This window comes from Nostoc punctiforme PCC 73102 (genome assembly GCF_000020025.1).
Classification (GTDB): Bacteria; Cyanobacteriota; Cyanobacteriia; order Cyanobacteriales; family Nostocaceae; genus Nostoc; species Nostoc punctiforme.
This window is the reverse complement of sequence record NC_010628.1, coordinates 7,214,987-7,238,543: the sequence shown is the minus strand read 5'-3', so window position 1 is coordinate 7,238,543 and position 23,557 is coordinate 7,214,987. Positions and strand designations below refer to the sequence as shown.

Genomic DNA, 23,557 nt, shown 5'->3' with positions numbered 1-23,557 from the left:
AATATTCCATTTCTAGCTAGGTTGAGTTATCAGACGATAAAAAGATAACTGTAGCGGTTCCTGATTTACTAGTAAAAAATCTAACTCCCTTCTCTTTCCCTACTAAAGAAATTACGAATTACGAATTACGAATTACAAATTATACAAATGTATCTGCACATAATTAAAAAGCGATCGTCGCCATTTTTCCTTTTTCCCTTTATCCTGCTATTGACACTCCTCCTCGCGCTGCCTTGGGTAAGCGCCAAAGAACAGCCCAAGCCTAAACCAGAAGCATGGCAGATTAACGGTATTGTTGCTGCTCTTGATGATAGACATGAGGGAGTGAAGTCTCTGGCTCTGGATCAAGTCAGTCAATATGAGATGCAAGACTTAAAAACTCTGGTGAAAAAACCAGAAGACATAGCCAGAAAAATTCTCAGTATTTTTAAAGATAAATCTGTTGCAACATCGATTCGTGTTAGTGCAGGATACGCGTTAAGCAATCTGGGGGATTTGGCTAAACCCTATGTCAAAGATATCGCAGCTATCCTTAAAGATAAATCTGTGAAAGTTTCGGTTCGCGCTGGTGCAGCATCTGTATTAGGAAACTTGGGCGATGCTCCTAAACCCTACGTCAAAGATATTGTTGATATTCTTAAGGATCAATCTGTTGATTTTTCTACTGGTTTCAATTTGATATTGGTATTGGCCAACTTGGGAGAACCGGCCAAACCATATATCAAAGATATAACCGATTTTCTTAAGCATAAAAACACCGACTCCTCTATTACTATTTATTTCAGTAGTGGTAACTATTCTGCTAGTAGATTTTCCCCACTAGCAAATCTGGGAGATGCTGCCAAACCCTATCTCAAAGAGATTGCTAACATCCTTAAAGATAAAACAGCTGATGCCCAAGTTCGCTCCCGTGCAGCATTTGTATTTGCATATTTCGGACAAGCTACCCAACCATACATCAAAGATATCCTCAACTTCATTCAAGATAAAACTGTTGATGTTGATGTTCGTTCCACTGTAGTTGATGCTTTGGTTAACACAGGAAAAGCTACCCAACCCTACGCTCAAGATATTGTTAATATCTTCAAAAATAAATCTGTTGACTCCGCTATTCGTTCCCAGATAGCTCCTACCTTAGATAATTTAGGAGATGCTGCTAAACTCTACGTCAAAGATATTGCTGACATCCTTAAGGATAAATCCGTCGATAATTCGCTTCGTTCCAGTGCGGCTAATGCATTGAGCAATTTAGGAGATGCTGCTAAACCTTACGTCAAAGATATTGCTGACATCCTTAAGGATAAATCCGTCGATAATTCGCTTCGTTCTAGTGCGGCTAATGCATTGAGCAATTTAGGAGATGCTGCTAAACTCTACGTCAAAGATATTGCTGACATCCTTAAGGATAAATCCGTCGATAATTCGCTTCGTTCCAGTGCGGCTAATGCATTGAGCGATTTAGGAGATGCTGCTAAACCTTACGCCAAAGATATTACTGACATCCTTAAGGATAAATCTGTTGAGCCTTCATTTCGCTCTAGCGCCGCTTATGCATTGAGTTACTTGGAAGAAGCAGCTCAACCATATATCAAAGATATCCTCGATTTCATCCAAGATAAAACCATTGAGAATCAAATCTCTAGTCAAGTTGATAAATCAATGGCAGTATATGCCTTAGGTAATTTGGGAAAAGTTGCTCAACCTTACGTGAAAGATATTGTTAAGATTCTCAAGGATAAATCTATTGAAACTTCACTTCGTTCTAACCTTGCAAGAGCTTTAGAAAAAATAGAACAACTAGACCTGAATAGCGTTATTGTCATTTTGGATAACGTTTATTACGTGGGACAATCTGAATTTCAACAGTGGCGATTCTCTACATATTTTCTGGGGGGTGGCACTGAAGATGTCACAACACTGCTTAAATGGCTAGGCAGACCTAAAACAATTCCTGAGAAGCTAAACCACGATGAAGGAGTGAAAACACTAGAGGTTTTTCGCAAAATTTGGGAACCTAGTAAAGAATTAGTGCGTTTACAGGAAGACTTGGCAAAGCAAATTGCTGTGGTTGCGAGAAAAGTCTCTTGGCAACCACAAGATATTGTTATCTTAGAAACTCACTACAACAACCTTAAAAACGTCGGCTACAACGAAGCTGATTCGTTGCAATCAGTAATAATTAACCTCAAAACTTGGCAGTGGTTGTTCAACGCCAGAACTACTATTTTGATTCACGCTGCCTTTTGGCTTGTCCTCATCTTTGCTTATCCCAAATTTCCCCAAGTTCAAGCCATCTTCTTCTGGAACCCTTGGGTGAGGCGTATTCTCGGTGTCGGCTACGTCGGCTTAATTCTCACCTGGGTTCCTTTTTTTCGCGAAAAGTTATTTGAACCCTTCAAGCCTTCCCTACTAGCCGATGCCGGGTTAGATAATTTTAACCCCGAAGCTTACTTCCCAAATTCTAAAGTGAAAGTTCCCGGTGTAGACGAACCCGTACAAATTACTCAAGTGCTACCTAACATCAAAGGACAAGTCATCTTAGAAGGTGATTCTGGCTTGGGTAAGTCAATGTTTCTGCGCTATTTGGTAAAAACTTCTGGGCGGCTTGTGGTTTATCTACCTGCGCGCAAGTGTGACAAAGGGGTAATTGAGGCAATTCAAGCCAAGCTGCACGGACAAGCACAAGATGCTGATTTTCTCAAGAATTTAATTTACAGTGGCGCATTAGATATTTGCATTGACGGACTCAATGAAGTTACCGCCGACACTAGAGCAAAAATCTGTCAGTTTGCCGAAAGCTATTTCCGGGGTAACATCATCATGACCACCCAACCGCTAGAGTGGACACCACCCTCAACAGCCAAAATATATAAATTGCTGCCCCTTGAGGAACCACAAATTCAGCAATTTCTGATTTCCCGTCAGCCACGACTGCCCAAAAATGCCAAAGTTCAAGGTACTGATTATGAGCAAGCCACTGCTAGTTTTTTAACCAAAGCCCTTAGTAATCAGCAATCACCACAAGAATTAAGCGCCATCGAGAAGGTTCTCTCTAATCCAATGGATTTAACTGTGGTAGCCCTGATGCTATCCCAAGGCGAATACCCCGATTTGTTTCACTTGCAACAACATCAATATCAATTGATGGCAGCAGAATATTTGCAAGAATGGAAACAAGAATTTCCTCTGAAAAAATTCTCCGATGCTGTCTATCAAATGCGGCTGAATGATGAACAGGCGTTACCTGCGGATGAATTTTACCAGGTATTACAGTCTTTGGAAGACGATAAATATAAAATGGTTGTCAGCCGTCAGTGGCAAGACGAAAAAGGCGAAGCCAAGAGAGAATGGTACTTCCGCCACGATAAGATTATGGATTTTTTTTTGGTGCAAAGCTTTCTCGGCGAGAGTGAGGAAGCTAAAAACCGTCTCCTTGACCACATGGACGACCCCCGTTTTCGTGGTGTCTACTTTTTGCTAGCAACCTTACTCCCGTTAGATGCTGCTAAAGAACTAAAGGAAAAATTAGTTCAATACGCCGCCGATACCAAAGACCATACTGTGAGTGATACCTTTGTGCAATTGTTGCGACCAAGGTCGTGATATTAATTTGTAATTCGTAATTCGTAATTCGTAATTAAGAAAGAGACTTATAGTCTGAGGAAAAATTTTTGATTTAATTAAAATGAGTATTTTAGCTTCGTTAATGAGCCTTTGAACTTCATTAATGAGTCTTTGAACTTCATTAATGAGTCTTTTAGCTCCATTAATGAGCCTTTGAACTCCATTAATGAGTCTTTGAACTAGATGAATGCACCTCTCAACTCCATTAATGAGTCTAGGTTGAAGGTAAATTCTTGATTTAATAAAAATCTGACTTTTCACGTCATGTAAAAAAGCTAACGCTAAACCTAAGCCCTGAGCAAACTTCATTACTAGGGAATGGAAGCGAGGTTTTCCAGAGAAGAGTGAAAAGTCAGATATTGCAATGAGTGGAAAAAGAGATTGTGTCTGTCCTAGCGCCAAGTAGAATCAATGCTCAGTTCACTTGGAACTAAGCTTAATAAATAGGCACAGGGATTAATCACGACCCCAGTTGCGATCGCGTTCATAGCGAAAGTTATTATCACGAATGTTACGAAGGTTATTGTCGCGGTCATATCGGCGATCGTTATCGCGGTCATATCGGCGATTATTGTCGCGGTCATATCGGCGATTATTATCGCGGTCATATCGGCGATTATTGTCGCGGTCATATCGGCGATTATTGTCGCGGTCATATCGGCGATTATTGTCGCGGTCATAACGGCGATTATTATCGCGGTCATAACGGCGATCGTTGTCACGAATGTTGCGAAGGTCGTTCTGGCGGTCATAATCACCATTTCTGTAGTGACGACTATGACGTTCGTAGTTACCATCATCGTTGCGTTGATAGTTGTAGTTATCTAACTCAACAAGATAAGACGCTGGTGTATTAGCCTCAGCTTTTGGAGAAATAGCCAAAGCTGATGCAGATGCTATCAAGCCAGCGAGCAAAATAGAGGTAAAGCGGTTCATAATGTTAGTCAAAAATTATTGACATTAATTTATGCAAGTCTAGTCTGTTTAGGAAGAGCAGATTCCACAAGTCTTTAAATCTATGCTATCAGTCTTGAATAAATCAGAAAGTTTTCTTGGGTGCGGTGATTGAGAAAACTTTTGTTGTCTGTGATACTTTTTGACCTTTCAAATCCCATGAAAAGTTAAAATTAAAATGAGTATTTGAACTGGATGAATCCACCTTTTAACTTTGCTTCCCTGGCTTCCCAGCTTCCCCAGCTCCCTGCTTTCTTTAAGAAATTCTACTTTTCCTCAACTTGTCGGGAATTGAACATACTTCGAGGCAATGGCAACGGCTTTTTCAAAGTCGGCAGGATTCACAACGCCCAACAAAGAGCGTTCTTCCTCATTCAAAGGTAAGTTTACAGGTTGCCCTGCCTCTACAAAAAACTGCTCACCCCCTGCTGGTGTAACCCAAGTCAGCATTTTGGCAGGTTTTGACCCAATGTTTTTAAAACTATGACATTGACCTTTAGCAAAATTCACGAAGGTTCCGGGAGTTGCAACGATAGTCTGCTCGTCAATCTGGTACTCAACCTCTCCCTCAAGAATGTAGTGCGCTTCGTCTGTTTGGTCATGGCTGTGAGGTGGTGTCATACTTTGCGGTTGCATGACAGCCTCGTATACCCCATACTCTCCGCCTGTATCTTTTCCTGTAGCCAGAATAGTATATAAGTCACCCAACACCAAATAAGTGGAACCCTTACCTGGTGGAACTAACATAGATTTAAAATTGACTGTCATAATAATTACTCTCCTTTATTTGTAGTTAGTAAATTAAACCGTGCTTCAATATTAATTAGGAGTTGTTAATTCAAAATAAAAACAGGGTTAAATATACCTAAATATAAGTATTTATTAATTGCTTAACTCTGAAAATCTTGCAAGCTAAATATAAATTTCTCAACATTTATAACTGTGAGAATGTCAGCATATAGTACTGTCAATAAATTTAAATGAATTTATGCAGAAAGTTTAAAGTTTACTGCAAAATTAGGGTTTTCCAGTTGGCAACGACAAACTTAGGGTTTCAGCCTGTAAGTAGAACGCGATCGCACCCTTACCAAAACCTACCAGCTAGCTCATGCTCCAATCCACGAAAAAAACGCACACCAATTATAATTAGTGTGCGTCTGCGGTTAGATTTTAGAAATTCTCGAACTTAGCGATCGCATCCTTCATCTTATCCACCACCTCATCAACAGGGATAACTCCCAATTCCCCAGAGGCACGGGTACGGATACTTAAGGTGTTGGTTTCCACTTCCTTGGCTCCAACCACTGCCATCACGGGTATTTTTTCTTTCTCTGCATTGCGAATTTGTTTACCCAAGCGATCGCCACTGGTATCAACTTCTGCACGGATGCCCAACGCTCTCATCTTTGCCACCACATCTTTAGCAAAGTCTAGCTGTGTATCACCTACGGGGAGTAATCTAGCTTGCACTGGCGCTAACCACAAAGGGAAATCGCCCGCGTATTCTTCAATTAAGATCCCAATCAACCTTTCCAGTGAACCAAAAGGCGCACGGTGAATCATAACTGGACGTTTGCGAACCCCATCTTCAGCGACGTATTCCAACTCAAAGCGTTCAGGCAAATTGTAATCAACCTGCACAGTTCCTAATTGCCACTCCCGATCTAGGGCATCACTAAAGATAAAGTCAAGTTTGGGCCCATAAAAAGCCGCTTCTCCAATCCCTTCAAAGTGTTCCATCCCCAAAGTTTCAACTGCACGGCGAATTGCACCTTCGGCTTTGTCCCAAACTTCATCGGAACCGATGTACTTATCACTAGCAGGATCGCGGAAACTGAGTCTAGCTTTAAAGTTCTTCAGTTGCAGCTTATTGAACACCGACAAAATCAAATCCACCACACTGAGGAATTCACTATCTAGCTGTTCTGGGGTGACGAACAGGTGAGAATCATCCACAGTAAAACCGCGCACCCGCGTTAAACCACCCAATTCGCCTGATTGTTCGTAGCGGTAAACAGTACCAAATTCCGCCAGTCGCATTGGTAGTTCCCGATAAGAGCGTAATTCACTCTTATATATTTGGATGTGGAAAGGGCAATTCATCGGCTTCATAACGAAGCCCTGTTCCTGTGCAGCAGCTTCCTCATCATCTGCCATCAAGGGGAACATATCTTCTTTATATTTCTGCCAATGTCCAGAGGTTTTAAATAAATCTACTCTGGCAATGTGAGGAGTTACTACAGATAAATAACCCCGTTTTACCTGTTCTTGCTTCAGGAAGTCTTCTAAAGTACTCCGCAACAAAGTACCTTTGGGTGTCCACAAAGGTAAACCCGGCCCTACTAGATCAGAAAATATAAATAATCCCAGTTCCTTACCCAGTTTCCGGTGATCTCGCCGTAGCGCTTCTTCTTTGCGCCGCTTATATTCAGCGAGTTGTTCTGGACTTTCCCAAGCGGTGGCGTAGATGCGTTGTAATTGAGCTTTAGTTTCATCCCCACGCCAATAAGCGCCAGCAACACTTTCTAATTCAATTGCTTTCGGGTTTAATTCACTGATATTTTCCAGATGAGGCCCCGCGCACAAATCCCACCATTCATTCCCCAGGTGGTAAATCGTGATTGGTTCGTTTTTGATATCTGCCAGAATTTCTAGCTTATAAGGTTCCTTAATTTCCTGAATCCGGCGTGCGGCTTCTTCTCGGCTGACTTCTTCTCGAATTACTGGTAATTTGCGATTGATAATCTTCGCCATCTCTTTTTTGATGGCTTTGAGATCGTTTTCGCTAAATGGTTCTGGACTGTCGAAGTCATAGTAAAAACCGTTTTCTATCCAAGGGCCGATTGTAACTTGCGCCTTGGGAAACAGCTTTTGTACCGCCATTGCCATTACATGGGAAGCAGTGTGACGAATCTTTTTTAAATTCTCCGATTCGCTGGTACGCGGTAAATAGATTTTTTCAACTTGTTCTGACTGTTGTGATTGATTTGATGAATTTGGCGACATTGGCTGCTGAACCGTTGGCGAGGTGATTACAAAAGGTGATTTATCTGAATCTGTAGGCTTACTCAACTATAACGACTTTAGTTTTTGCCAGTTCAGCTTTATCTTCCAACTACCGAATTAATTTTTCGCTGGGGATAAAGATAAATTTTTGATCGGTTAGCTGAGTATTAAATTCAGGATTCCAGGCGTAGGCGTAGCCCGTCGTAGACATCGCTAAATTATCTTATGAATTGCAACTCGGTGTCAGCTACCCCCCCCATTCGATATATATACGGTCTCTCCAAAGGAACTGTACAGACCCGTTAGCAAGACTATATAATAAAATCTGTGCTATTTGTTACATTTTCTTAGATTTTCCAAAATTATTAGATTATAATAAATAAAAATAATATTAAGAAACGTAAATAACGTTAATATTAGTAAGAAAGTTGGAAAAATCCTTCTTATTTATGTCAGACTCAAATTTACCAGGGACTGAGTTGCTGAAAACGGTTTTAGAACCCCTGCTAGAAGATTTTCAGCATTGGTTTACGCGATCGCGCCATTTACTCGAAACTGAGCAGCTATCATTTATGAGTGACCAAGAACAATCTGATTTGCTCTTACGTGTTAAACAAGCGCAAGAAGAACTAAGTACAGCAAAGATGCTCTTTGCTGCTACCGATAAACAAGTCGGAATTGATATGGCAACGTTAATGCCTTGGCATCAATTAGTAACAGAATGCTGGAATGTCGCAATGCGCTTTCGTCAAGAGCGTGAAGTCTAAACAGATGGGAGCATCTGTTAAATTTCCGCAGGCTATTTAGCAATGTCTAACAGCAAAACGCTAAATCAGTCAACAAAGAGATAGTAGAAAAAGCTTAACAATTTCTTAACATTATTTGGATTAACAAGATAATGTATCCTATGCTACCGTAAGTGAAATAACGGTTGACAAATAGCTTCATATAAATGTAAGCGCACAAAAGTGCGTCAAATAGTCATCTTAACTGTGAGTCACAGTATCGGCGAAACAAAGCGTTACAAAATAAAGTTTTAAAAATTGCTGTTCTGGAGGAAAATCTAATGTTACACCTGCTTTACATCCTTGCTTTTACAATCCTTGCATTTATGGCTGTTGGCAACTTAATTCGTAACCTGATCGTGTTCAGTTTTGATCGCGAGCGGACTTACCCAACCAATTCCTCGCCAATCAATAATCAAGGTAAATACGGTTATTATTCATCAAAAAAACAGTTTGTACCACATCCAGAGTTATTAGATAGCGCGGGTAACTTGATTAAAGAGCCGCTTTTGGTAATGCGTTCGATTAACGTTGAAGATGCGCGTCAACATCTAGATGCACTTTACGAAGCATCCCCAGGACGTAAGAGTGAAAATTCAGAAGAAGCATAAAATTTAGGACTTAGACTTAGGAGTTTGGGTGTAAATTATTGTTGTTTTACATCCTTAACCCTTCTTTGAATAGAAATTTATTACCATCCTTGAATGTGAAGCGCGATCGCATCAATCGCCTGCTAAGTTAAAATTATCTTGTCCACTTGGCAGAGTTATAACTATTTTTCAGTTACAATTCTGAATTCGTTTCGATAAAAAAAGGAGCCTGACTCAGACTCCTTAATATAAAAATTGCTAATAGAATTGTGACTACTTAATAGTCACCTTACCGCCAGCTTCTTCGATGCGTTTCTTAGCATCTTCAGCAGCATCCTTAGCAATACCTTCTTTAACTGCCTTTGGTGCAGCTTCTACCAAGTCTTTCGCTTCTTTCAGACCCAAACCGGTCAATTCGCGGACAATCTTCAGCACAGCAATCTTCTTATCAGCTGGGACTGAATCGAGAATCACTTCAAACTCGGTTTGCTCAACAGCTTCTTCAGCCGGAGCAGCACCACCAGGACCAGCCATCATCATCATACCGCCAACAGGTGCAGCAGCACTTACGCCAAAAGCTTCTTCAATTTGCTTGACTAGCTCAGAAGCTTCCAGCAAAGAAAGGGTTTTTAGTTGTTCTAAAATTTGATCGGTTGCAGCAGACATTGATATAACTCCTGTAATTTTGATTATTTATTTGTCATCGGTCATTGGTCTTTAACTATAGACTTTTGACTCTTGACTGATGAACCACAAAGTCTATTCAGCAGCAGGTTCAGTACTGCTATTATCTTCAGTAGCGGTTTCAGCGCTGCTATCTTGTACAGCAGCAGTTTCGGTGCTACCACCACTTTGTTCTTGGTCGGACACAGCCTTCAAAGCACGAGCCAGTGAACCAGGAACTTCGTTGATACCCACAGCAATCTTGGTAGCCAAGGCGTTGATAGCCCCAGCGATTTGCGCGATGAGTTGTTCCTTAGATGGCAAGTCTCCCAGTACCTTGACATCAGGTTCTTTGAGTAGGCGACCTTCCAGGACACCACCACGAAGTTCTGTTTTCTTGGTAACTTTTTGGAATTCTTGGTATGCCTTAATTGCCGATGAAAAATCATCTTTTACCAGCAAAAAGGCGGAAGAACCATTGAGCAATTCCGACAAAGGCTGCCATTTCTCATCACCTTCAATGGCAATGCCCATCAGGGTGTTCTTCGTCACCTTACAAACAGTGCCACTAGGACGTAGCCGCCGCCGTAAGTCTGTGATTTCCGAAACTGTTAGCCCCTGATAGTCAATTACCAGTGCCAGAGTTGACTCACTCAAAGTTTCTTTGAGGTCAGCTACTATTTCTTTTTTATTTTCTAGTGTTCTACCCATTCCAATCTCACCTCCTTAAAATAATCGGGGAAGTGCCCTACTTGTATGTTTCTTTTAAACCTGAAAACCCAAACAACAAACCCCGGCTAATATTAGCCGGGGTTGAGTATTAAGACTCGTGATGCCATAGTTATCACGCCTTTATGGGTGGTAATTTTGACAATTAGAGTTTTAACCTCGGCAGGGTATTTAAGCTATTAGCACCTGCTGTCTCCGGCTTTGCCTATTCGATTTTGTAATTAGCCATTTGTCTTTTGCCTTTACAAATGACTAATGACTAAAAATTAACCTACTTCGCTCAGTTTTAAATCTCGTAGGGCAGTGACATCAATTTTAATCGATGGCCCCATTGTGGCTGACACATAAAATGTGCGCCAATAACGACCTTTAGCTCCTGAAGGACGGTTACGGTCAATCGTCTCCTGCAATGCCTTCAGGTTGACTAACAAATCTTCAGGCGAGAAGGTTGTCTTACCAAACATAACATGAACGATACCAGTTCTGTCAGCTCGGAATTCTAATTTACCAGCTTTGAATTCTGCGATCGCACTTGCTATATCAAATGTTACGGTTCCACCTTTGGGCGATGGCATCAAACCACGGGGACCTAGCAACTTACCTAGCTTTGCCACCTGTGGCATCACATCTGGTGTGGCAATCAGCTTGTCAAAATCCATTCTACCTTTCTGGATTTCGTCAATCAGTTCTTCTGATCCGACTATATCAGCCCCAGCGTTGCTGGCTTCGTTTACCTTTTCGCCTCTGGCTATCACCGCCACCCGAACAATTTGTCCTGTACCTTTAGGCAGTGCTACCGTTGTCCGCAACTGTTGGTCTGTATATTTGGGGTCAATTCCCAGCCGGATATGCGCTTCGGCTGCTTCAACAAATTTAGCTGTTGCTGTGTCTTTGAGAAGGGCTAAAGCTTCTAAAGGATGATAATCCTTATCTTCTACTTTTGCTTGCAGCGTCTGCAAACGACGCGATATTTTTGCCATTTTTTTCTCCTGGGGTAATTCCGAAGCCTCGCCTCTCCCCCGATAATTTTTTTTATGAGTCCTTTGTCATCTGTCCTACCCTGCGGGAAGCCGCTGGCGCGTCTATGTCATTTGTTGATTTTTTACTAATGACTAATGACCGATGACCAATGACTAATCTTTGACTGTTATACCCATATTCTTAGCCGTTCCTGCCACAATCTTCATTGCCGCGTCGATGTCGTTGGCATTGAGGTCGGGGAGTTTCGTTTGGGCGATTTCTTGCAATTGGGCTTTAGTAATTGACCCAACCTTCTTTTTGTTGGGTTCATTCGAGCCTTTTTCAACTTTTGCCGCCTTTCTAATCAGCACTGATGCTGGTGGCGTTTTGAGTACAAATGTAAAACTCCGGTCTTCAAAAACCGAAATTTCTACTGGTATCACCATTCCAGCTTGGTCTGCTGTTTTGGCGTTGTACTCCTTGCAGAACATCATGATGTTAACGCCATGTTGACCCAAGGCGGGCCCAACTGGCGGTGCTGGGTTGGCTTTTCCAGCATTCAGGGCCAGTTTAATGACCGCCACTACTTTCTTCGCCATTTGTATTTAACTCTGTTTCTCTACCTGATTAAATTCCAATTCTACTGGTGTATCCCTGCCGAAAATTGAGAGCAAGGCTTTAAGTTTACTCCGTTCTGGAGAGACTTCAATTACCTCGCCTTCAAAGTCTTTAAATGGACCAGAAAGCACCATTATCTTATCACCAGTAGCCATGTCAATTTTGACAACAGCTTCTTGTTCGCTGGTTTGTTTGAATATACGTTCAACTTCCGAAGAACTCAGTGGTATGGGGTGGACATGACCGCGACCTTTACTGCTACCACGTTTTTGTTCTGAACCGACAAAGTTAATTACATGAGAGGTGTTTCGTACCACCTGCCAGGTATCATCATCCATCATCATCCGCACCAGCACATAGCCAGGAAAAACTTTTTCTTCTGTATGCTGGCGACTGCCATCTTTGCGAATTTTCACCGCTGGCGTTTGCGGAATTTCTACCTGGATAATTTTGTCAGCTACATCAAAAGTTTGAATACGTTGCTCCAAGTTAGTCTTTACACGCTTTTCACAGCCTGAAGCTACTTGTACAGCATACCAGCGTGCTTCTTTTGACGCTGCTTCTGCTGTTTCTCCTGTTTCCTCCGACTGCAACGTGGAGTTGCGAGGTTCGTCTGTTGCAAAAGTCATCAGAACACCTGTTTTGCTGCCCAACCAAACAATCCATCGACCAAGTATATCAAAGATGCGGAGAGTGCCACCATTAACAACACAGCAGCGGATTCGCTCACTATCTGCTTCCGACTGGGCCAAACTACTTTGTCAAGTTCTTCTTTGGTTCCCTGTATGAAGTTGCCTAAGCTAAAACCATTTGTGTTTTCTGGCAATTCTGCTTCACTTTTTTTGGCCACGACCCTTTATCCCCCCGTTTCTTACTCAATTTTGGATTTTTGATTTTAGATTTACCCTATGCTTTAAGGCAAAGGTATTTAACTTCAGATTCTAGGTTGTGCATTTATTTTGATTTTTTGTCTATCCCTTCGGGGTCAGCAGTCACTCATGGGGGAAAACCCCTTAGCGAAGCGTTTCGTAGAGAAGACCGGGCTGCTTCACCAAAATCTAAAATTTAAAATCTAAAATTTGTTCTTCCAGTTTTGCAGTTTCGACTCTATTTTACTTAATTGAAAGCAAAACAACTGCAAATACAATAAGTTTACCCGAAATTATTATCACTAACTGCTATATTAGCAGTTGCGTAATTATTTCGGGCTTTATTTTTTGCTCTTGAGCGCGCCCTGGAGGACTTGAACCCCCGACATCAGGTTTTGGAGACCTGCGTTCTACCAACTGAACTAAGAGCGCACAAGCTGTTTTTTATTCACTTATTGCGCTGAACTAAATTTTAGCTTAACGCAACACGCGATTTCTATCATACTTCAATTTCATTGAGAAAACAAGTTAGCGGCAGATGCCGCTTGAGATTTCTCCCATAATGAAAGAAGCACGAATCACAAAGGGCGGTCAAACCGTTGCTTAATCCGGGTTGCCTTACCTACGCGATCGCGGAGATAATACAGTTTAGCACGGCGGACTTTACCGCGACGTAATACCTTGATGCTGTCAATCCGGGGAGAATGCAACAGAAATACGCGCTCAACGCCTACACCTTGAAAAACCTTACGGACTGTAATAGTTTCGTTGATGCCACCATTGCGTTTGGCAATCACTACTCCTTCGTAGGGTTGTACCCGGTATTTTTCGCCTTCTTTAATTTTCACTCCTACTTTTACGGTGTCGCCCACATAAATGTCGGGCAAATTTGATTTTAGCTGTTCCGCTTCAATGGAGCGGATAATCTCTTGAGCGCTCATAGTCTTTCTGTCTGCTTAAAAAAAACTCACGATCATCAATCATAAATCGATAATCCTATTTCAGTCTACTTCTACTTATTGGAGATTGATAATTTTACTGAGACAAGACCCAATAGATCGAAGCTATATTGCAAAATGCTGTACCAGAGGTGGAAATTTATGAAATTTAGCGTCGTCATCAGTACATATAATCGCTTGAACTTGCTGCAAAGAGCAATTGAGTCGGCTTGGAACCAAACCATTGAGTGTGAGGTGGTTGTTGCCGATGACTGTTCTTCTGATGATACCCAAACATATCTCAAAAGCTTAGGGGACAAGGTTGTTTACCATCGGAATGAAGTGAACCTTGGTCATGCAGCAACAGTAAATGCTGGAGTTGCCAAAGCTAGCGGCGACTGGATTAAGTTTTTAGATGATGACGACTATTTAGCTCCCAACTGCATAGAAGAAATGGCTAAGGCGATCGCACTTCACCCCGATGCTGTAATCTGCTCTTGTGTGGCGGCTCAGGTAGATGGTAATGAAGTTGAACTCAGTCGCACCCCACAAGTAGGGCCTGGTTTAGCTTTTTATATCCCCCAAGCCGATATTCATTATGGTATGCTTTTAGAGCTTGTACCCTTTGGCACGCCTGTACAAGTAGCTTGCCGACGTGATGCTTTCCTGCAAACTGGTGGTTGGGACTCCACCCTTGATGCTAACTGTGATGACATCGATTCATGGATTCGGATTGCCCAGTTTGGCGATGCTATTTTCTTCAACCAATGTCTTGCATACCGCACGATTTGGCCTGGTGCGTATAATCAAAAGTTTTCTTTGTCTCGACGATTGGCGACAAATATTTTGATGAAACAAAAAATTTACGCCTTAGTCAATGAGCAACATCGCTCAAAGATTCCCGGATTTCAGGATATCAAAAATTACCTTAAACTTCATTGGACTTTAGTCGCACTGAAGCAAAAAAATATCAAAAGCTTTGTTTCAATGATAGATCCATCTATACTTTCTCCTCAGTCTTGGAAGTTTTTGCTAACTGCTGCCTCATCACGCCGTTCTCAGGGACAAAATTCTGAGGTTCGTAAACTTGTATTGATTGAGTCCTAATTTTTTAAGTTGGCAATGGTTTTTGCTGTCAAAACTTAGCATTTACAAAAGTGAATCAATAGATTATTTTGTAAATGCTTTTAGGAAGAACGATCGCTCTTCTTAGCTCTGCCTAGTCTATTGGATACTTATGTGTCCAAGCTAAAAGGGATGCTTTTGGTGAGATGTAACAAGGCGCAGTGGTTGAAAAATTCTTTAGCTAGTGGAGCGATCGCTTTGCTTGGAAGGCTCGACTTGATTGGATAGCTAGCTATCCAATTGTAAAACAAGCCGATCGCGCTTCGATTGGTTCTGTAACAGAAATAATCAAACATCTGCTTTCCTCTAATTGCGGAAGACAGCGAGTATCTATTGTCATAGAATAAAAATGTAAACTGTTTACACCCGGTAAGTAAAATTCTAAATACAGTTTGTAAAAGTCAGAAAGTTATTTAACTCTGTTGTTGTCCAGGAATAGCAGTAAATTGGGAGAGTGTAGCGGTGTCCACTGCGATCGTGATTTTTACTCATGAGTTTGAGCAGATTCGGCAAAGAAAAATCAGCCCATCATCGAATTTTGAGCAATTAACAGCCAAAATTCGTAAGTTAACCCATAGAGTTAAGCAGGAGTGGAGCAATATTTCTGTTGAAGACCGCGAAGAGCTAAAAGAGTTTGCGTATGATTGGCTCGAACCATCTGCAAAAGGTGTGTTTGGCTTAAAGAGCAAAATTTGGTCAAAAATTTATCTATTGTTTTTAGTCGTAACCAATCAGACAGAAGCTTTTATGTCTTGCATTAAAGCTTTAGATACACTGGTTGACACTATTTTGGATGCTGTTGAGCATCAAGATCCCAGTTATCAAGCGGTTTTATCTGATACTCTAGAACAATTGTACTCAGGTACAATCCAGGGCAAAGAGTTAAAGACGGAGGAAACCCGTGACTGGTTGCGAAGCATATCGGATAGAGCGATTAGAGAGGTTTGACATTAGCCTCGAAAAGTTAATTAAAAGTCACTACCGTAAAAATGAAAGAGCTAGGAATTCTTTTTTGGAGTTAGTTAATGACTATATTGGTCAACTCCGCGAGAATCCTAGCTCTAATTCATTTTCAGACGACGAAGGTTTTCCCAAAGGAACGTATAAATCAGATTTTAAATTTAGAAAAATTCGATTTAGAGCGCCTGAGTTAGATGGAGCGGCAAAGAAATGTCGCTTCATGTATGTGGTTAATGAGGCAAAGCGCGTTGTTTATCTGTTATGGATATACACCCACACGAGGAATTTCGCACAAGACCGTCTGACGACGATTTAAGAAGAGAATTTGTAGGAATTCAACAAGAGCCAGAGCAGGAACCAATCTAACCTCCTGAAAATTATTCATAACCCCACCCCCGCAACCTGACAATCATTACATTAATTTCGCCGCCTCATTTTGGTAGGACTAGCCCTTTAAAGGTGGGATGCTCCCATTGCTGCTTTTGGTAAGACATCAAAATTTTGGAGTTTTACCCCGATTTCTTGAGTCGTTATTGAATAAGTCTTTAAAGCTAAGTAAGTAGTTAGAAGCGTTATTAGTCAATCTTTCGCGCTACTGACTTGTCTTGAGTTGTCGCTGAATACCTCAAGAATTGTGTCTTTGTCTACTCAGTTACTTATTTTTATTTTTTATACATATCTCAAAGATTATGCGAATCATACATATTTTGAACCACGTTCAAGAAATAGGTAATGGTATTGTGAATGTGGCTGTGGATCTGGCTTGTTTACAGGCAAAATCTGGTTATGAGGTAGCGGTTATTTCTGCTGGTGGTGAATACGAAAAATTACTAAATATATATGGTGTTAAACATTACCCATTAGACCAAACAAGAAAACCGATAAGTATTATTAAAGCGGCTGTGCGTTATCGAGCCATCGCAGCAGAATTTCAGCCGGATATCGTTCATGCTCACATGATGACAGGGGTCATTCTAGCACGCATTTTTAAAGGCAATAAATATACTTTAGTTTCTACAGTTCATAACGAATTTCAGCGTTCCAGTGTGCTGATGGGTTTAGCTGACAGGGTTATTGCTGTCAGCAAGGCGGTACGAGATTCTATGGCGAAACGGGGTATCCCAGAAAACAAGTTGCGGGTAGTATGCAATGGAACTTTGGGCAGTCCCCGTACCCGACAAATACAAGATTATCAACCTTTAGGGTTACAACGTCCAGCGATCGCTACTGTAGCGGGAATGTATCAACGCAAAGGTATCGCTGAGTTAATCGCTGCCTTTGAACAAATTGCCCCAGATTTTCCCCAAGCACATCTTTATTTGGTAGGAAATGGTCCTGATAAACAGCTATTTGAGGCACAAGCACAAGCAACTTCTGTAAAAGAACGGATTCATTTTGAAGGCTTCCAGGCGCAACCTCAACGCTACCTGATATCTTGTGACATATTTGTGTTGGCTTCTCATCGCGATCCTTGCCCTCTAGTAATTTCGGAAGCCAGGGAAGCTGGAACTGCGATCGTTGGTACTCAAGTAGATGGGATTCCTGAAGCTTTGGATAATGGGCAAGCAGGTCTTTTAGTGCCAGCAAAAGATAGTAATGCTTTGGCTGGGGTTTTAATGAAATTACTGAGTAATGCTGATATGCTGCATGAGTGGAAGAATCGGGCAAATCAAAACCTACAGTGGTTAAGTGTTACCCGCGTCCATCAGGAAACACTTGCAGTGTATCGTGAGTTGATTACTGGTTAAAGGGGAATGGGGCATTGGGAATTGGGAATTGATTATTCCTCTTGTCCCCTCATCCCCACCTCCCAGTCACAAAGGATGATAGAAAGTGTTAATAGTGTAGCGATCGCTTTAATTTTAAAGCTACACCTACAGCACCAAGGACTAATACACCCAAAACGTTAGTTGATTCAGGAACGGCGGTGTAATAAGCAGCGACTCTAATAGGCCCATCTTTATCTGCTTGCTCTGCTGGTATTGGTGGAATGATTCCAGCACCTGGAGCTAGATTTGGTAGGGTAGCGAAGGGATTGTAAAACACGCTTCCGTTTCGGATTACGCCACCACTAAAAGTGATAGTACTGCCACTGATGGTAATGTCTGTAAAAATATCCTTTAGATCGGGGTTATTAGATAAACCAATCTTTCCATCTCCATTTACATCCCCCCACTCTACAGGCTCATTATCAAATGGTGGAGTCGAATCGGGATTAGTATAGGACAGCGTTTTTAAATCAAAGACTAAGCTTTCTATATCGTATCCAGTGTTATTTAGAAAGTTATTAGCTACATCTGGCACACCATATTCTATTACTTGTCCTGGTTCGTAATCTGTAAGGATTCTTGGCTTTTTCGTGTTGAATATATCTTCATTCACACTCGTTACAATTGGTTCTACCAAAATAACGGCTCTCGCTGGTGTCAAAGACAAAAAACTAATTCCTGCTGCTCCTAGAAGAGACAAGGCTATTTTGGTTACGGTTGTAGTCATATTTCTGTCCTCTTCATATTGATTGAGAGAATGCTATATTGCATGAGTTAAATCAAACAGCAAAACCTCACTTTTGAACTGCTATCTATTTGCTAGATAAATAGCGGTTAATGTGTGCCTGCTCAGTGAGTTTACATATACTCATAGGTTGATTTATAAAGCAATTCTTGTAATGCTTTATCACGATAACTAGTAATTTCACCCAATCTTTATCAAAAATCTAAATTAGAACTTATTGATTGACAAATTAGACAATATATGTAATCGAAAATGCGTTTAACGCGATCTGCCAACGAAAAAACTTGTTGGTAGATCGCGTTAATTTAAATTTCAGTGTCTAGGGTGTTGAAAAATTTAATCCCTATCCGTGATGGAAATGAGTTTTTTCGTAAATCCACGTAACCGGATTAACACTGGCTTCGCCCAATTTCCATCTAGCAAATCGTGCAGCAGGATATAAAAACAGGGGATTATAAATAATGTCAGCATTGTTGCGATCGCCATCCCAAAGAAAACTACAATTCCTAAAGGCTGCAAAAACTCAGAACCTTCGCCAATACCTAATGCCAAAGGAAACAGTCCCAAGATAGTAGTGACTGTGGTCATGATAATTGGGCGCAAGCGTTGAGGTGCAGCTTTCACGATCGCAATTTGGCGAGTACAACCAATTTCATCCCGAATCTGGTTCGCCAGTTCTACCATTAGAATCCCTGCGTTTACCACAATTCCCACCAGCAGCACGACACCAACAATTACAGTTGCGCCAATTGCAGTTTGGGTAATGTAAAGTCCAAAAATTCCTCCAGCTAACGCCAGTGGCACGGTGAACATAATTACCAATGGGTCAATCAGCGAATTGTATTGTACCGCCATGACTACAAAGATTAAGAACGTCGCCAACGCCCCCAAAGTTTTTAAAGCATCTTGAAGTTGTTGATTAGTTTCTTGGGCAGAACTAGGCACAATTGAAACGCCATCAGGTAAGTCTACATCCTTGAGTACCTCATTGACTTCTGCGATCGCTTCACCAAGACTAGCCCCCTCGCTGAGGTTGCCTGCCACAATAAAAGCTTGGCGCTGATTAATGCGTTGCACTTCACCAGGCGCTTGACCTTCTTGAATGTTTGCAACATCTGAAAGGCGGATTAGCTGATTGTTTTCTGTAAATAGCGGTAATTGTTCTAGCTGGGAAGGACGCGCAATCGCTTCCTTATTTAGCTGCACCCGCACATCAACTAAACGATTACCACGTTGAATTTGCGTGGGAACTGAACCTTCGATTGCTGTTTGAACTGTTGCACCAATTTGTTGAGCGCTCAACCCTAAAGCTGAAACTCTTTCCCAGTCGGGGCGAATTTGGATTTCCGGTTGCCGGGGGTCGGCATCTGGTCGGAATGTCGCTAATTTTGCTCTTTCTTGTAATGCTTGCAGTACTTGTGCCCCTGCTTGCGTTAAGTTTTCTTCATTCTCACCTTGCAGAATCACGTCAACTTCTGATCCTTGCACTGGAGAATTACTCAAGATTAAACCCCGCACCTGACCAGGATTGAGGCGTAGCAGAATTCCTGCTAAGTTGAGTTTGTTAAATTCCTGAGTTACTTTTTTGACAAAGGCTTCGACATCTGTGCCTGGTTTTAGATTGATGGTACTACTGGCACGTAAAGGATTTTCTGTAGTATTGCTACCAAACAAAGAACCACCCACAGTTGTGAAAGCAGACTGGGTTTCTGGTTGTTTGAGCAAAATGTCATCGACAATTTGCATAACTTTTTCAGAAGTTGCTAAAGGTGTACCGGGAGGAAACTGCGCTCTCAAGTTAGCTTGACCGGTACTAATGCGGGGTAAAATTTCTTGGGGAATTTGACCAAACATAAAGAAACTGCTGCCTCCTAAAATTACCAAAGCAGCAGTTACTACAAACAATCGATAGCGTAAAACCTTGGTTAAGAAATTACTGTATCCCCGTGTAGCATCTTCAAATCGGTGATTAAACTGTCTAAGCAGCCAAAATTCACTAATCCGACTAGACCAGCGAATTCCCAAAAGTCGAGAAGATAGCATTGGCACTACTGTAATCGCAACGACAAGGGAGGCTGCAACGGCAAAGCTAATTGTCAAAATCAGTTCATTAAATAGCAGTGCAATAAAACCGCCAATTAAAAGGAATGGCACTACAGAAACTAAGTTTGCACCTGTAGCAGCAACTAAAGCAGATTCTACTTCTTGGGAAGCTGCGATCGCACTGTCAATAAAGAATCTTGAATTTTTCTTCTGCCCCTCTGCCTCCATCTCTTTTTGATTAGGAGTCATGCCTGTTTTTTCGGAAATGTTCTCCAAGATCACAACCGATGTGTCTATTGCTTGACCGACTCCTAATGTCAGACCTGCTAAACTAAAAACATTCAAAGTCAAGCCAAAGATTTTCATCAAAGCGATCGCTGCCAGAGTACACAGGGGAATCGTCAAACTGATAATCAATGTTTGTCTGAACGATCCTAAAAATAACAACACTGCTGCTGCTGCTAACAATGCCCCAGAAATCCCTGAAAAGATGACATCATTTAAAGAATTACGGATGAAGACAGATTCATCTGTGGTGGGGCTCAAAGTCATATCTGCTGGAATTAAACCTGATTGCCGTAATTGTTCAATTCGCCGCTTCACAGCATCTACAACTGTGATTGTGTTGGCTTCAGGCTGCTTTTGAATTGAAAATTTTACCGCAGGCTGACGGTTTAGGTAAACAAATACTCGCTGTTCTTCTGTATCGTCAATTACCTCTGCAAAGTCTCGCAAGTAGACGCGGCGGGAAGGTGCAGGGGAGGTAGGGGAGGAAACTTCCAAGGAGAGGTTTTCAATTTCTCTGGCATTTTGGAAGCGTCCGACAGTCCGAGTTAATGGCTCGGAATTTTGCCCCAGAATCCGACCACCAGAAGTATCTTGGTTACGGGCTGTTAATTCATCCAAGACATCATTTAACCCGACACCCAAAGCTTGCAATCGGTTCAAGTCAACAAGCACTCGTACTTCTTCCTCGGCACCACCAGATACATCAACTGAGGCGACTCCTGGCACGACACTGAGTTCTCGTGTTAACTCTTCATCAGCAAATACGCGTAAATCTTTTCCTTGTAGAGAAGCAGATGTCAACGCCAATTCATAAACCGGCAATTGAGAAGGATCGACTTTAAATAAGCGCGGCTCCTCTATCGTATCTGGTAGTTGTCCCCGACCTCGGTTAAAAGCAGCAGTAGCATCGTTTAGGGCTTGGTCAATATCGCCCCCTGGTTGGAAGTATAAATCGAGACTTACCTGTCCTTCACGGGTGCGGGAAAAAACTTGTACTACATTCTCGGTTGCTGATAAAGCTTCTTCTAAGGGTCTGGTGATTTCATCGACTGCTACTTCTGGTGAAATACCAGGGGCTTCTAGCCGAACTCCAATTCGTGGATAGGTAATTGACGGTAAGAGATCGACTTGGATCGTGGTGAGAAAAAATACTCCAATGACAATTACTGCCACGGTGAGCATGAGTGTGCCAATGTGTTGGCGGATAGCGATCGCACTAAGACTAAATCCGCCATTGCCATTATTATTTGCCTGTTGCATGATACTAAGTGATAAGTGCTGACTAATAAGTACTTTTTTCCTTGGTATGGTGGTTATTGCTCACCCTACTATTGCTTTTCTGAAAGAATTGAAAGACTTACAGTGTCACCTTCTTTTAACGGCTTACCACTACGAACAACATAGCGCTCTCCCGCTTGCAAACCGGATAAAATTTCCACTCTTCCATCAGCTCTTTTTCCCAACATTACGGCTCGTGTTGTTACCTTCGTTTTGCCTTCTGTGTCTTTGACGACAAATATTGTTCCACTTCGCTCTTGGGACTTTGCTTCTGCTCTATTAGATGTGTTAGGTGGGGAGGAGTTTTGCTGTACATTTGTTTGCGTCTCTCCTATACCCTTAGAGTTCTTATTGCCTGTTTGTTTCTGAATAGCTGTTTGCGGCACGACTACACGCTGTTGAGTCTGGTTTTCAAAGTTGACTCGCGCCAGCAGTCCACTGCCAATCTTGCCTTGAGCGTTGGGAATCACTACCTCTACGGGTATTAAGCGAGCGATCGCATCCGCAGCAGGAGAAATGCGCGTAACTCTCCCAATTAATGTTTCGTTGGGAAAGGCATCTAAGCGCACTTGTACAGACTGTCCAACCTCAATTTGTGCCAGTTCTAATTCGGAAACTTGCACAACGACTTTGACACGGTTAAAATCGCCAATTTTTACGACTTCATTACCTGCTTGCAGAAGATTGCCTGGTTCTGTCACTTTTTCTGTAACTATGCCAGTGATGGGGGATGTCAGCCGAGCGTAAGACCTGCGTTCTTTAGTTTGGGCAACCAATGCCTGTTGGGCCAATACTCTACCTTGAGCAGCAGCGACGGCTTGCTGTTCTGTACGGACTTGCTCTTGGGCTGCCCGTAGTGCCTGAGCTGCTGTTTGCGCCTGGGTACGTGCTTTTTGGGCAGTTTGTTCAGCGATCGCTCCGGCTTTAAACAACCTCTGTTGGCGTTCTGAATCTGCCTGAGCTTGTACCACTTCTAGCCGCGCCCGTTCAACGTCAGCACGGGCATTGCTTACTTGATTGTTTGCTCTGGCTACTTCTGATTTCAGGGCTGCTAATTCTGCTTCTGCTTGCTTTAATTGAGTCGAAAGTATGGCATCATCTAACTGCCCAACGTTTTGCCCAAGCTTTACTCTATCGCCCACATCAAGGTTCAAAGCTAACAAGCGGCCTTCTACCTGCGATCGCAATGATACGATACGGAAGGGTGTTGTATTACCTGTATATTCTGGTGATTTTTGCAGCAAATCAGTTCGAGCGATCGCCACATCTACAGGTGTTACACGACTACCTTCCTTATTACCAGGACTCTGGGATTGTGCATCTGCTGATTCTTTGGGCGACGAACCGCAACTCGCCGTCAGCAATCCTATAGCTACCAAACAGAAAATTAATAAACTTCTTACAGAAGTGGAGGAAAAAAAGGAATTTTCCCCTTTCGCGTTGCCACCTGTTGCACTAGTATTGTTTGCAAGAAGTCTACTTTTGAAATCTGCGGTCGCTACCTCAGTTTTCACAACTGAATCTAACTGGATAATTGTTAGTTGGTTAGCGACTACGGGATCTTTCATTTTCACCTGTTTGTGCGGCTTATTTTTTTCCAAAATCATTTATTT

Annotated in this window: 21 protein-coding genes, 1 tRNA gene and 1 other annotated feature; of the genes, 7 read left to right on the top strand and 15 right to left on the bottom strand. The window is 42.0% G+C overall.

The window, feature by feature from the left end; genetic code table 11:
• Window positions 1–147 precede the first annotated feature (147 nt).
• Entirely contained in the window at window positions 148–3,603 is a 3,456-nt protein-coding gene (locus NPUN_RS29675) for a HEAT repeat domain-containing protein (protein ID WP_012412101.1), read from the top strand.
• 477 nt (window positions 3,604–4,080) lie between these two features.
• Here NPUN_RS29675 and NPUN_RS29670 read toward each other — a convergent pair whose 3' ends face one another.
• The 3 genes from NPUN_RS29670 to thrS all read right to left on the bottom strand — a co-directional run bounded on the left by NPUN_RS29670 (window position 4,081) and on the right by thrS (window position 7,584).
• On the bottom strand, window positions 4,081–4,560 hold the full coding sequence (locus NPUN_RS29670) for a hypothetical protein (protein ID WP_012412100.1): 480 nt from the start codon (window positions 4,558–4,560) through the stop codon (window positions 4,081–4,083).
• A gap of 294 nt (window positions 4,561–4,854) precedes the next feature.
• Window positions 4,855–5,346, bottom strand: coding sequence for a cupin domain-containing protein (locus NPUN_RS29665; protein WP_012412099.1), 492 nt, complete (start codon window positions 5,344–5,346; stop codon window positions 4,855–4,857).
• Between the two features lie 402 nt (window positions 5,347–5,748).
• On the bottom strand, window positions 5,749–7,584 hold the full coding sequence (thrS, locus tag NPUN_RS29660; protein ID WP_012412098.1) for a threonine--tRNA ligase: 1,836 nt from the start codon (window positions 7,582–7,584) through the stop codon (window positions 5,749–5,751).
• A 449-nt stretch (window positions 7,585–8,033) separates the two neighbouring features.
• Here thrS and NPUN_RS29655 point away from each other — a divergent pair, with 449 nt between their 5' ends.
• Together NPUN_RS29655 and NPUN_RS29650 are read left to right on the top strand one after the other, a co-directional pair.
• Window positions 8,034–8,351 (top strand): DUF2605 domain-containing protein, encoded by a 318-nt coding sequence (locus tag NPUN_RS29655; protein WP_012412097.1) that lies wholly within the window; start codon window positions 8,034–8,036, stop codon window positions 8,349–8,351.
• A 299-nt stretch (window positions 8,352–8,650) separates the two neighbouring features.
• Window positions 8,651–8,980: a DUF2973 domain-containing protein gene (locus tag NPUN_RS29650; protein ID WP_012412096.1), complete on the top strand. Its 330-nt coding sequence runs from the start codon at window positions 8,651–8,653 to the stop codon at window positions 8,978–8,980.
• A gap of 252 nt (window positions 8,981–9,232) precedes the next feature.
• On the opposite strand, the gene rplL is transcribed toward NPUN_RS29650, so the two are convergent.
• The 8 genes from rplL to rplS all read right to left on the bottom strand — a co-directional run bounded on the left by rplL (window position 9,233) and on the right by rplS (window position 13,739).
• On the bottom strand, window positions 9,233–9,625 hold the full coding sequence (gene rplL / locus NPUN_RS29645) for a 50S ribosomal protein L7/L12 (protein ID WP_012412095.1): 393 nt from the start codon (window positions 9,623–9,625) through the stop codon (window positions 9,233–9,235).
• A gap of 93 nt (window positions 9,626–9,718) precedes the next feature.
• Entirely contained in the window at window positions 9,719–10,333 is a 615-nt protein-coding gene (gene rplJ, locus NPUN_RS29640) for a 50S ribosomal protein L10 (protein WP_012412094.1), read from the bottom strand.
• A 65-nt stretch (window positions 10,334–10,398) separates the two neighbouring features.
• Window positions 10,399–10,568: a sequence feature (ribosomal protein L10 leader region), on the bottom strand.
• A 49-nt stretch (window positions 10,569–10,617) separates the two neighbouring features.
• Window positions 10,618–11,331 (bottom strand): 50S ribosomal protein L1, encoded by a 714-nt coding sequence (gene rplA / locus NPUN_RS29635; protein WP_012412093.1) that lies wholly within the window; start codon window positions 11,329–11,331, stop codon window positions 10,618–10,620.
• A gap of 153 nt (window positions 11,332–11,484) precedes the next feature.
• Window positions 11,485–11,910: a 50S ribosomal protein L11 gene (rplK, locus tag NPUN_RS29630; protein ID WP_012412092.1), complete on the bottom strand. Its 426-nt coding sequence runs from the start codon at window positions 11,908–11,910 to the stop codon at window positions 11,485–11,487.
• A 6-nt stretch (window positions 11,911–11,916) separates the two neighbouring features.
• Window positions 11,917–12,558 carry a transcription termination/antitermination protein NusG gene (nusG, locus tag NPUN_RS29625; RefSeq protein ID WP_012412091.1) on the bottom strand — a complete coding sequence of 214 codons (642 nt, stop codon included), beginning with the start codon at window positions 12,556–12,558 and terminating at the stop codon, window positions 11,917–11,919.
• A complete protein-coding gene (gene secE, locus NPUN_RS29620) occupies window positions 12,558–12,779 on the bottom strand; it encodes a preprotein translocase subunit SecE (protein ID WP_012412090.1) in 222 nt (73 codons plus the stop codon). Before secE ends, nusG begins: the two co-directional genes overlap by 1 nt.
• Window positions 12,780–13,157: 378 nt before the next feature.
• Window positions 13,158–13,230, bottom strand: a tRNA-Trp gene (locus tag NPUN_RS29615).
• Window positions 13,231–13,376: 146 nt separating this feature from the next.
• Window positions 13,377–13,739, bottom strand: a complete 363-nt coding sequence (gene rplS / locus NPUN_RS29610) for a 50S ribosomal protein L19 (RefSeq protein ID WP_012412089.1) — start codon at window positions 13,737–13,739, stop codon at window positions 13,377–13,379.
• 159 nt (window positions 13,740–13,898) lie between these two features.
• Here rplS and NPUN_RS29605 point away from each other — a divergent pair, with 159 nt between their 5' ends.
• Entirely contained in the window at window positions 13,899–14,843 is a 945-nt protein-coding gene (locus NPUN_RS29605) for a glycosyltransferase family 2 protein (RefSeq protein ID WP_012412088.1), read from the top strand.
• 128 nt (window positions 14,844–14,971) lie between these two features.
• Here NPUN_RS29605 and NPUN_RS42220 read toward each other — a convergent pair whose 3' ends face one another.
• Window positions 14,972–15,157 carry a hypothetical protein gene (locus NPUN_RS42220; protein WP_167315677.1) on the bottom strand — a complete coding sequence of 62 codons (186 nt, stop codon included), beginning with the start codon at window positions 15,155–15,157 and terminating at the stop codon, window positions 14,972–14,974.
• Between the two features lie 166 nt (window positions 15,158–15,323).
• On the opposite strand from NPUN_RS42220, the gene NPUN_RS29600 reads away from it, so the two are divergent.
• The 3 genes from NPUN_RS29600 to NPUN_RS29590 all read left to right on the top strand — a co-directional run bounded on the left by NPUN_RS29600 (window position 15,324) and on the right by NPUN_RS29590 (window position 17,569).
• On the top strand, window positions 15,324–15,809 hold the full coding sequence (locus tag NPUN_RS29600) for a hypothetical protein (protein WP_012412087.1): 486 nt from the start codon (window positions 15,324–15,326) through the stop codon (window positions 15,807–15,809).
• Window positions 15,763–16,137: a hypothetical protein gene (locus NPUN_RS29595; RefSeq protein ID WP_234711001.1), complete on the top strand. Its 375-nt coding sequence runs from the start codon at window positions 15,763–15,765 to the stop codon at window positions 16,135–16,137. The genes NPUN_RS29600 and NPUN_RS29595 overlap by 47 nt, the downstream gene beginning before the upstream one ends.
• A gap of 373 nt (window positions 16,138–16,510) precedes the next feature.
• On the top strand, window positions 16,511–17,569 hold the full coding sequence (locus NPUN_RS29590; RefSeq protein ID WP_012412086.1) for a glycosyltransferase: 1,059 nt from the start codon (window positions 16,511–16,513) through the stop codon (window positions 17,567–17,569).
• Between the two features lie 88 nt (window positions 17,570–17,657).
• Here the strand turns inward: NPUN_RS29590 and NPUN_RS29585 are convergent, their stop codons facing one another.
• From NPUN_RS29585 to NPUN_RS29575, 3 genes are all read right to left on the bottom strand, one after another.
• A complete protein-coding gene (locus NPUN_RS29585; protein WP_012412085.1) occupies window positions 17,658–18,317 on the bottom strand; it encodes a hypothetical protein in 660 nt (219 codons plus the stop codon).
• A gap of 354 nt (window positions 18,318–18,671) precedes the next feature.
• A complete protein-coding gene (locus tag NPUN_RS29580; protein WP_012412084.1) occupies window positions 18,672–21,926 on the bottom strand; it encodes an efflux RND transporter permease subunit in 3,255 nt (1,084 codons plus the stop codon).
• 68 nt (window positions 21,927–21,994) lie between these two features.
• Window positions 21,995–23,551, bottom strand: a complete 1,557-nt coding sequence (locus NPUN_RS29575; protein WP_012412083.1) for an efflux RND transporter periplasmic adaptor subunit — start codon at window positions 23,549–23,551, stop codon at window positions 21,995–21,997.
• Between the last annotated feature and the right edge of the window lie 6 nt (window positions 23,552–23,557).

Excerpts from the sequence above, each read along its gene's own strand:
- NPUN_RS29675 (WP_012412101.1), top strand. The coding sequence starts at position 148 with ATGTATCTGCACATAATTAAAAAGCGATCGTCGCCATTTTTCCTTTTT.
- NPUN_RS29670 (WP_012412100.1), bottom strand. The coding sequence starts at position 4,560 with ATGAACCGCTTTACCTCTATTTTGCTCGCTGGCTTGATAGCATCTGCA.
- NPUN_RS29665 (WP_012412099.1), bottom strand. The coding sequence starts at position 5,346 with ATGACAGTCAATTTTAAATCTATGTTAGTTCCACCAGGTAAGGGTTCC.
- thrS (WP_012412098.1), bottom strand. The coding sequence starts at position 7,584 with ATGTCGCCAAATTCATCAAATCAATCACAACAGTCAGAACAAGTTGAA.
- NPUN_RS29655 (WP_012412097.1), top strand. The coding sequence starts at position 8,034 with ATGTCAGACTCAAATTTACCAGGGACTGAGTTGCTGAAAACGGTTTTA.
- NPUN_RS29650 (WP_012412096.1), top strand. The coding sequence starts at position 8,651 with ATGTTACACCTGCTTTACATCCTTGCTTTTACAATCCTTGCATTTATG.
- rplL (WP_012412095.1), bottom strand. The coding sequence starts at position 9,625 with ATGTCTGCTGCAACCGATCAAATTTTAGAACAACTAAAAACCCTTTCT.
- rplJ (WP_012412094.1), bottom strand. The coding sequence starts at position 10,333 with ATGGGTAGAACACTAGAAAATAAAAAAGAAATAGTAGCTGACCTCAAA.
- rplA (WP_012412093.1), bottom strand. The coding sequence starts at position 11,331 with ATGGCAAAAATATCGCGTCGTTTGCAGACGCTGCAAGCAAAAGTAGAA.
- rplK (WP_012412092.1), bottom strand. The coding sequence starts at position 11,910 with ATGGCGAAGAAAGTAGTGGCGGTCATTAAACTGGCCCTGAATGCTGGA.
- nusG (WP_012412091.1), bottom strand. The coding sequence starts at position 12,558 with ATGACTTTTGCAACAGACGAACCTCGCAACTCCACGTTGCAGTCGGAG.
- rplS (WP_012412089.1), bottom strand. The coding sequence starts at position 13,739 with ATGAGCGCTCAAGAGATTATCCGCTCCATTGAAGCGGAACAGCTAAAA.
- NPUN_RS29605 (WP_012412088.1), top strand. The coding sequence starts at position 13,899 with ATGAAATTTAGCGTCGTCATCAGTACATATAATCGCTTGAACTTGCTG.
- NPUN_RS42220 (WP_167315677.1), bottom strand. The coding sequence starts at position 15,157 with ATGTTTGATTATTTCTGTTACAGAACCAATCGAAGCGCGATCGGCTTG.
- NPUN_RS29590 (WP_012412086.1), top strand. The coding sequence starts at position 16,511 with ATGCGAATCATACATATTTTGAACCACGTTCAAGAAATAGGTAATGGT.
- NPUN_RS29585 (WP_012412085.1), bottom strand. The coding sequence starts at position 18,317 with ATGACTACAACCGTAACCAAAATAGCCTTGTCTCTTCTAGGAGCAGCA.
- NPUN_RS29580 (WP_012412084.1), bottom strand. The coding sequence starts at position 21,926 with ATGCAACAGGCAAATAATAATGGCAATGGCGGATTTAGTCTTAGTGCG.
- NPUN_RS29575 (WP_012412083.1), bottom strand. The coding sequence starts at position 23,551 with ATGATTTTGGAAAAAAATAAGCCGCACAAACAGGTGAAAATGAAAGAT.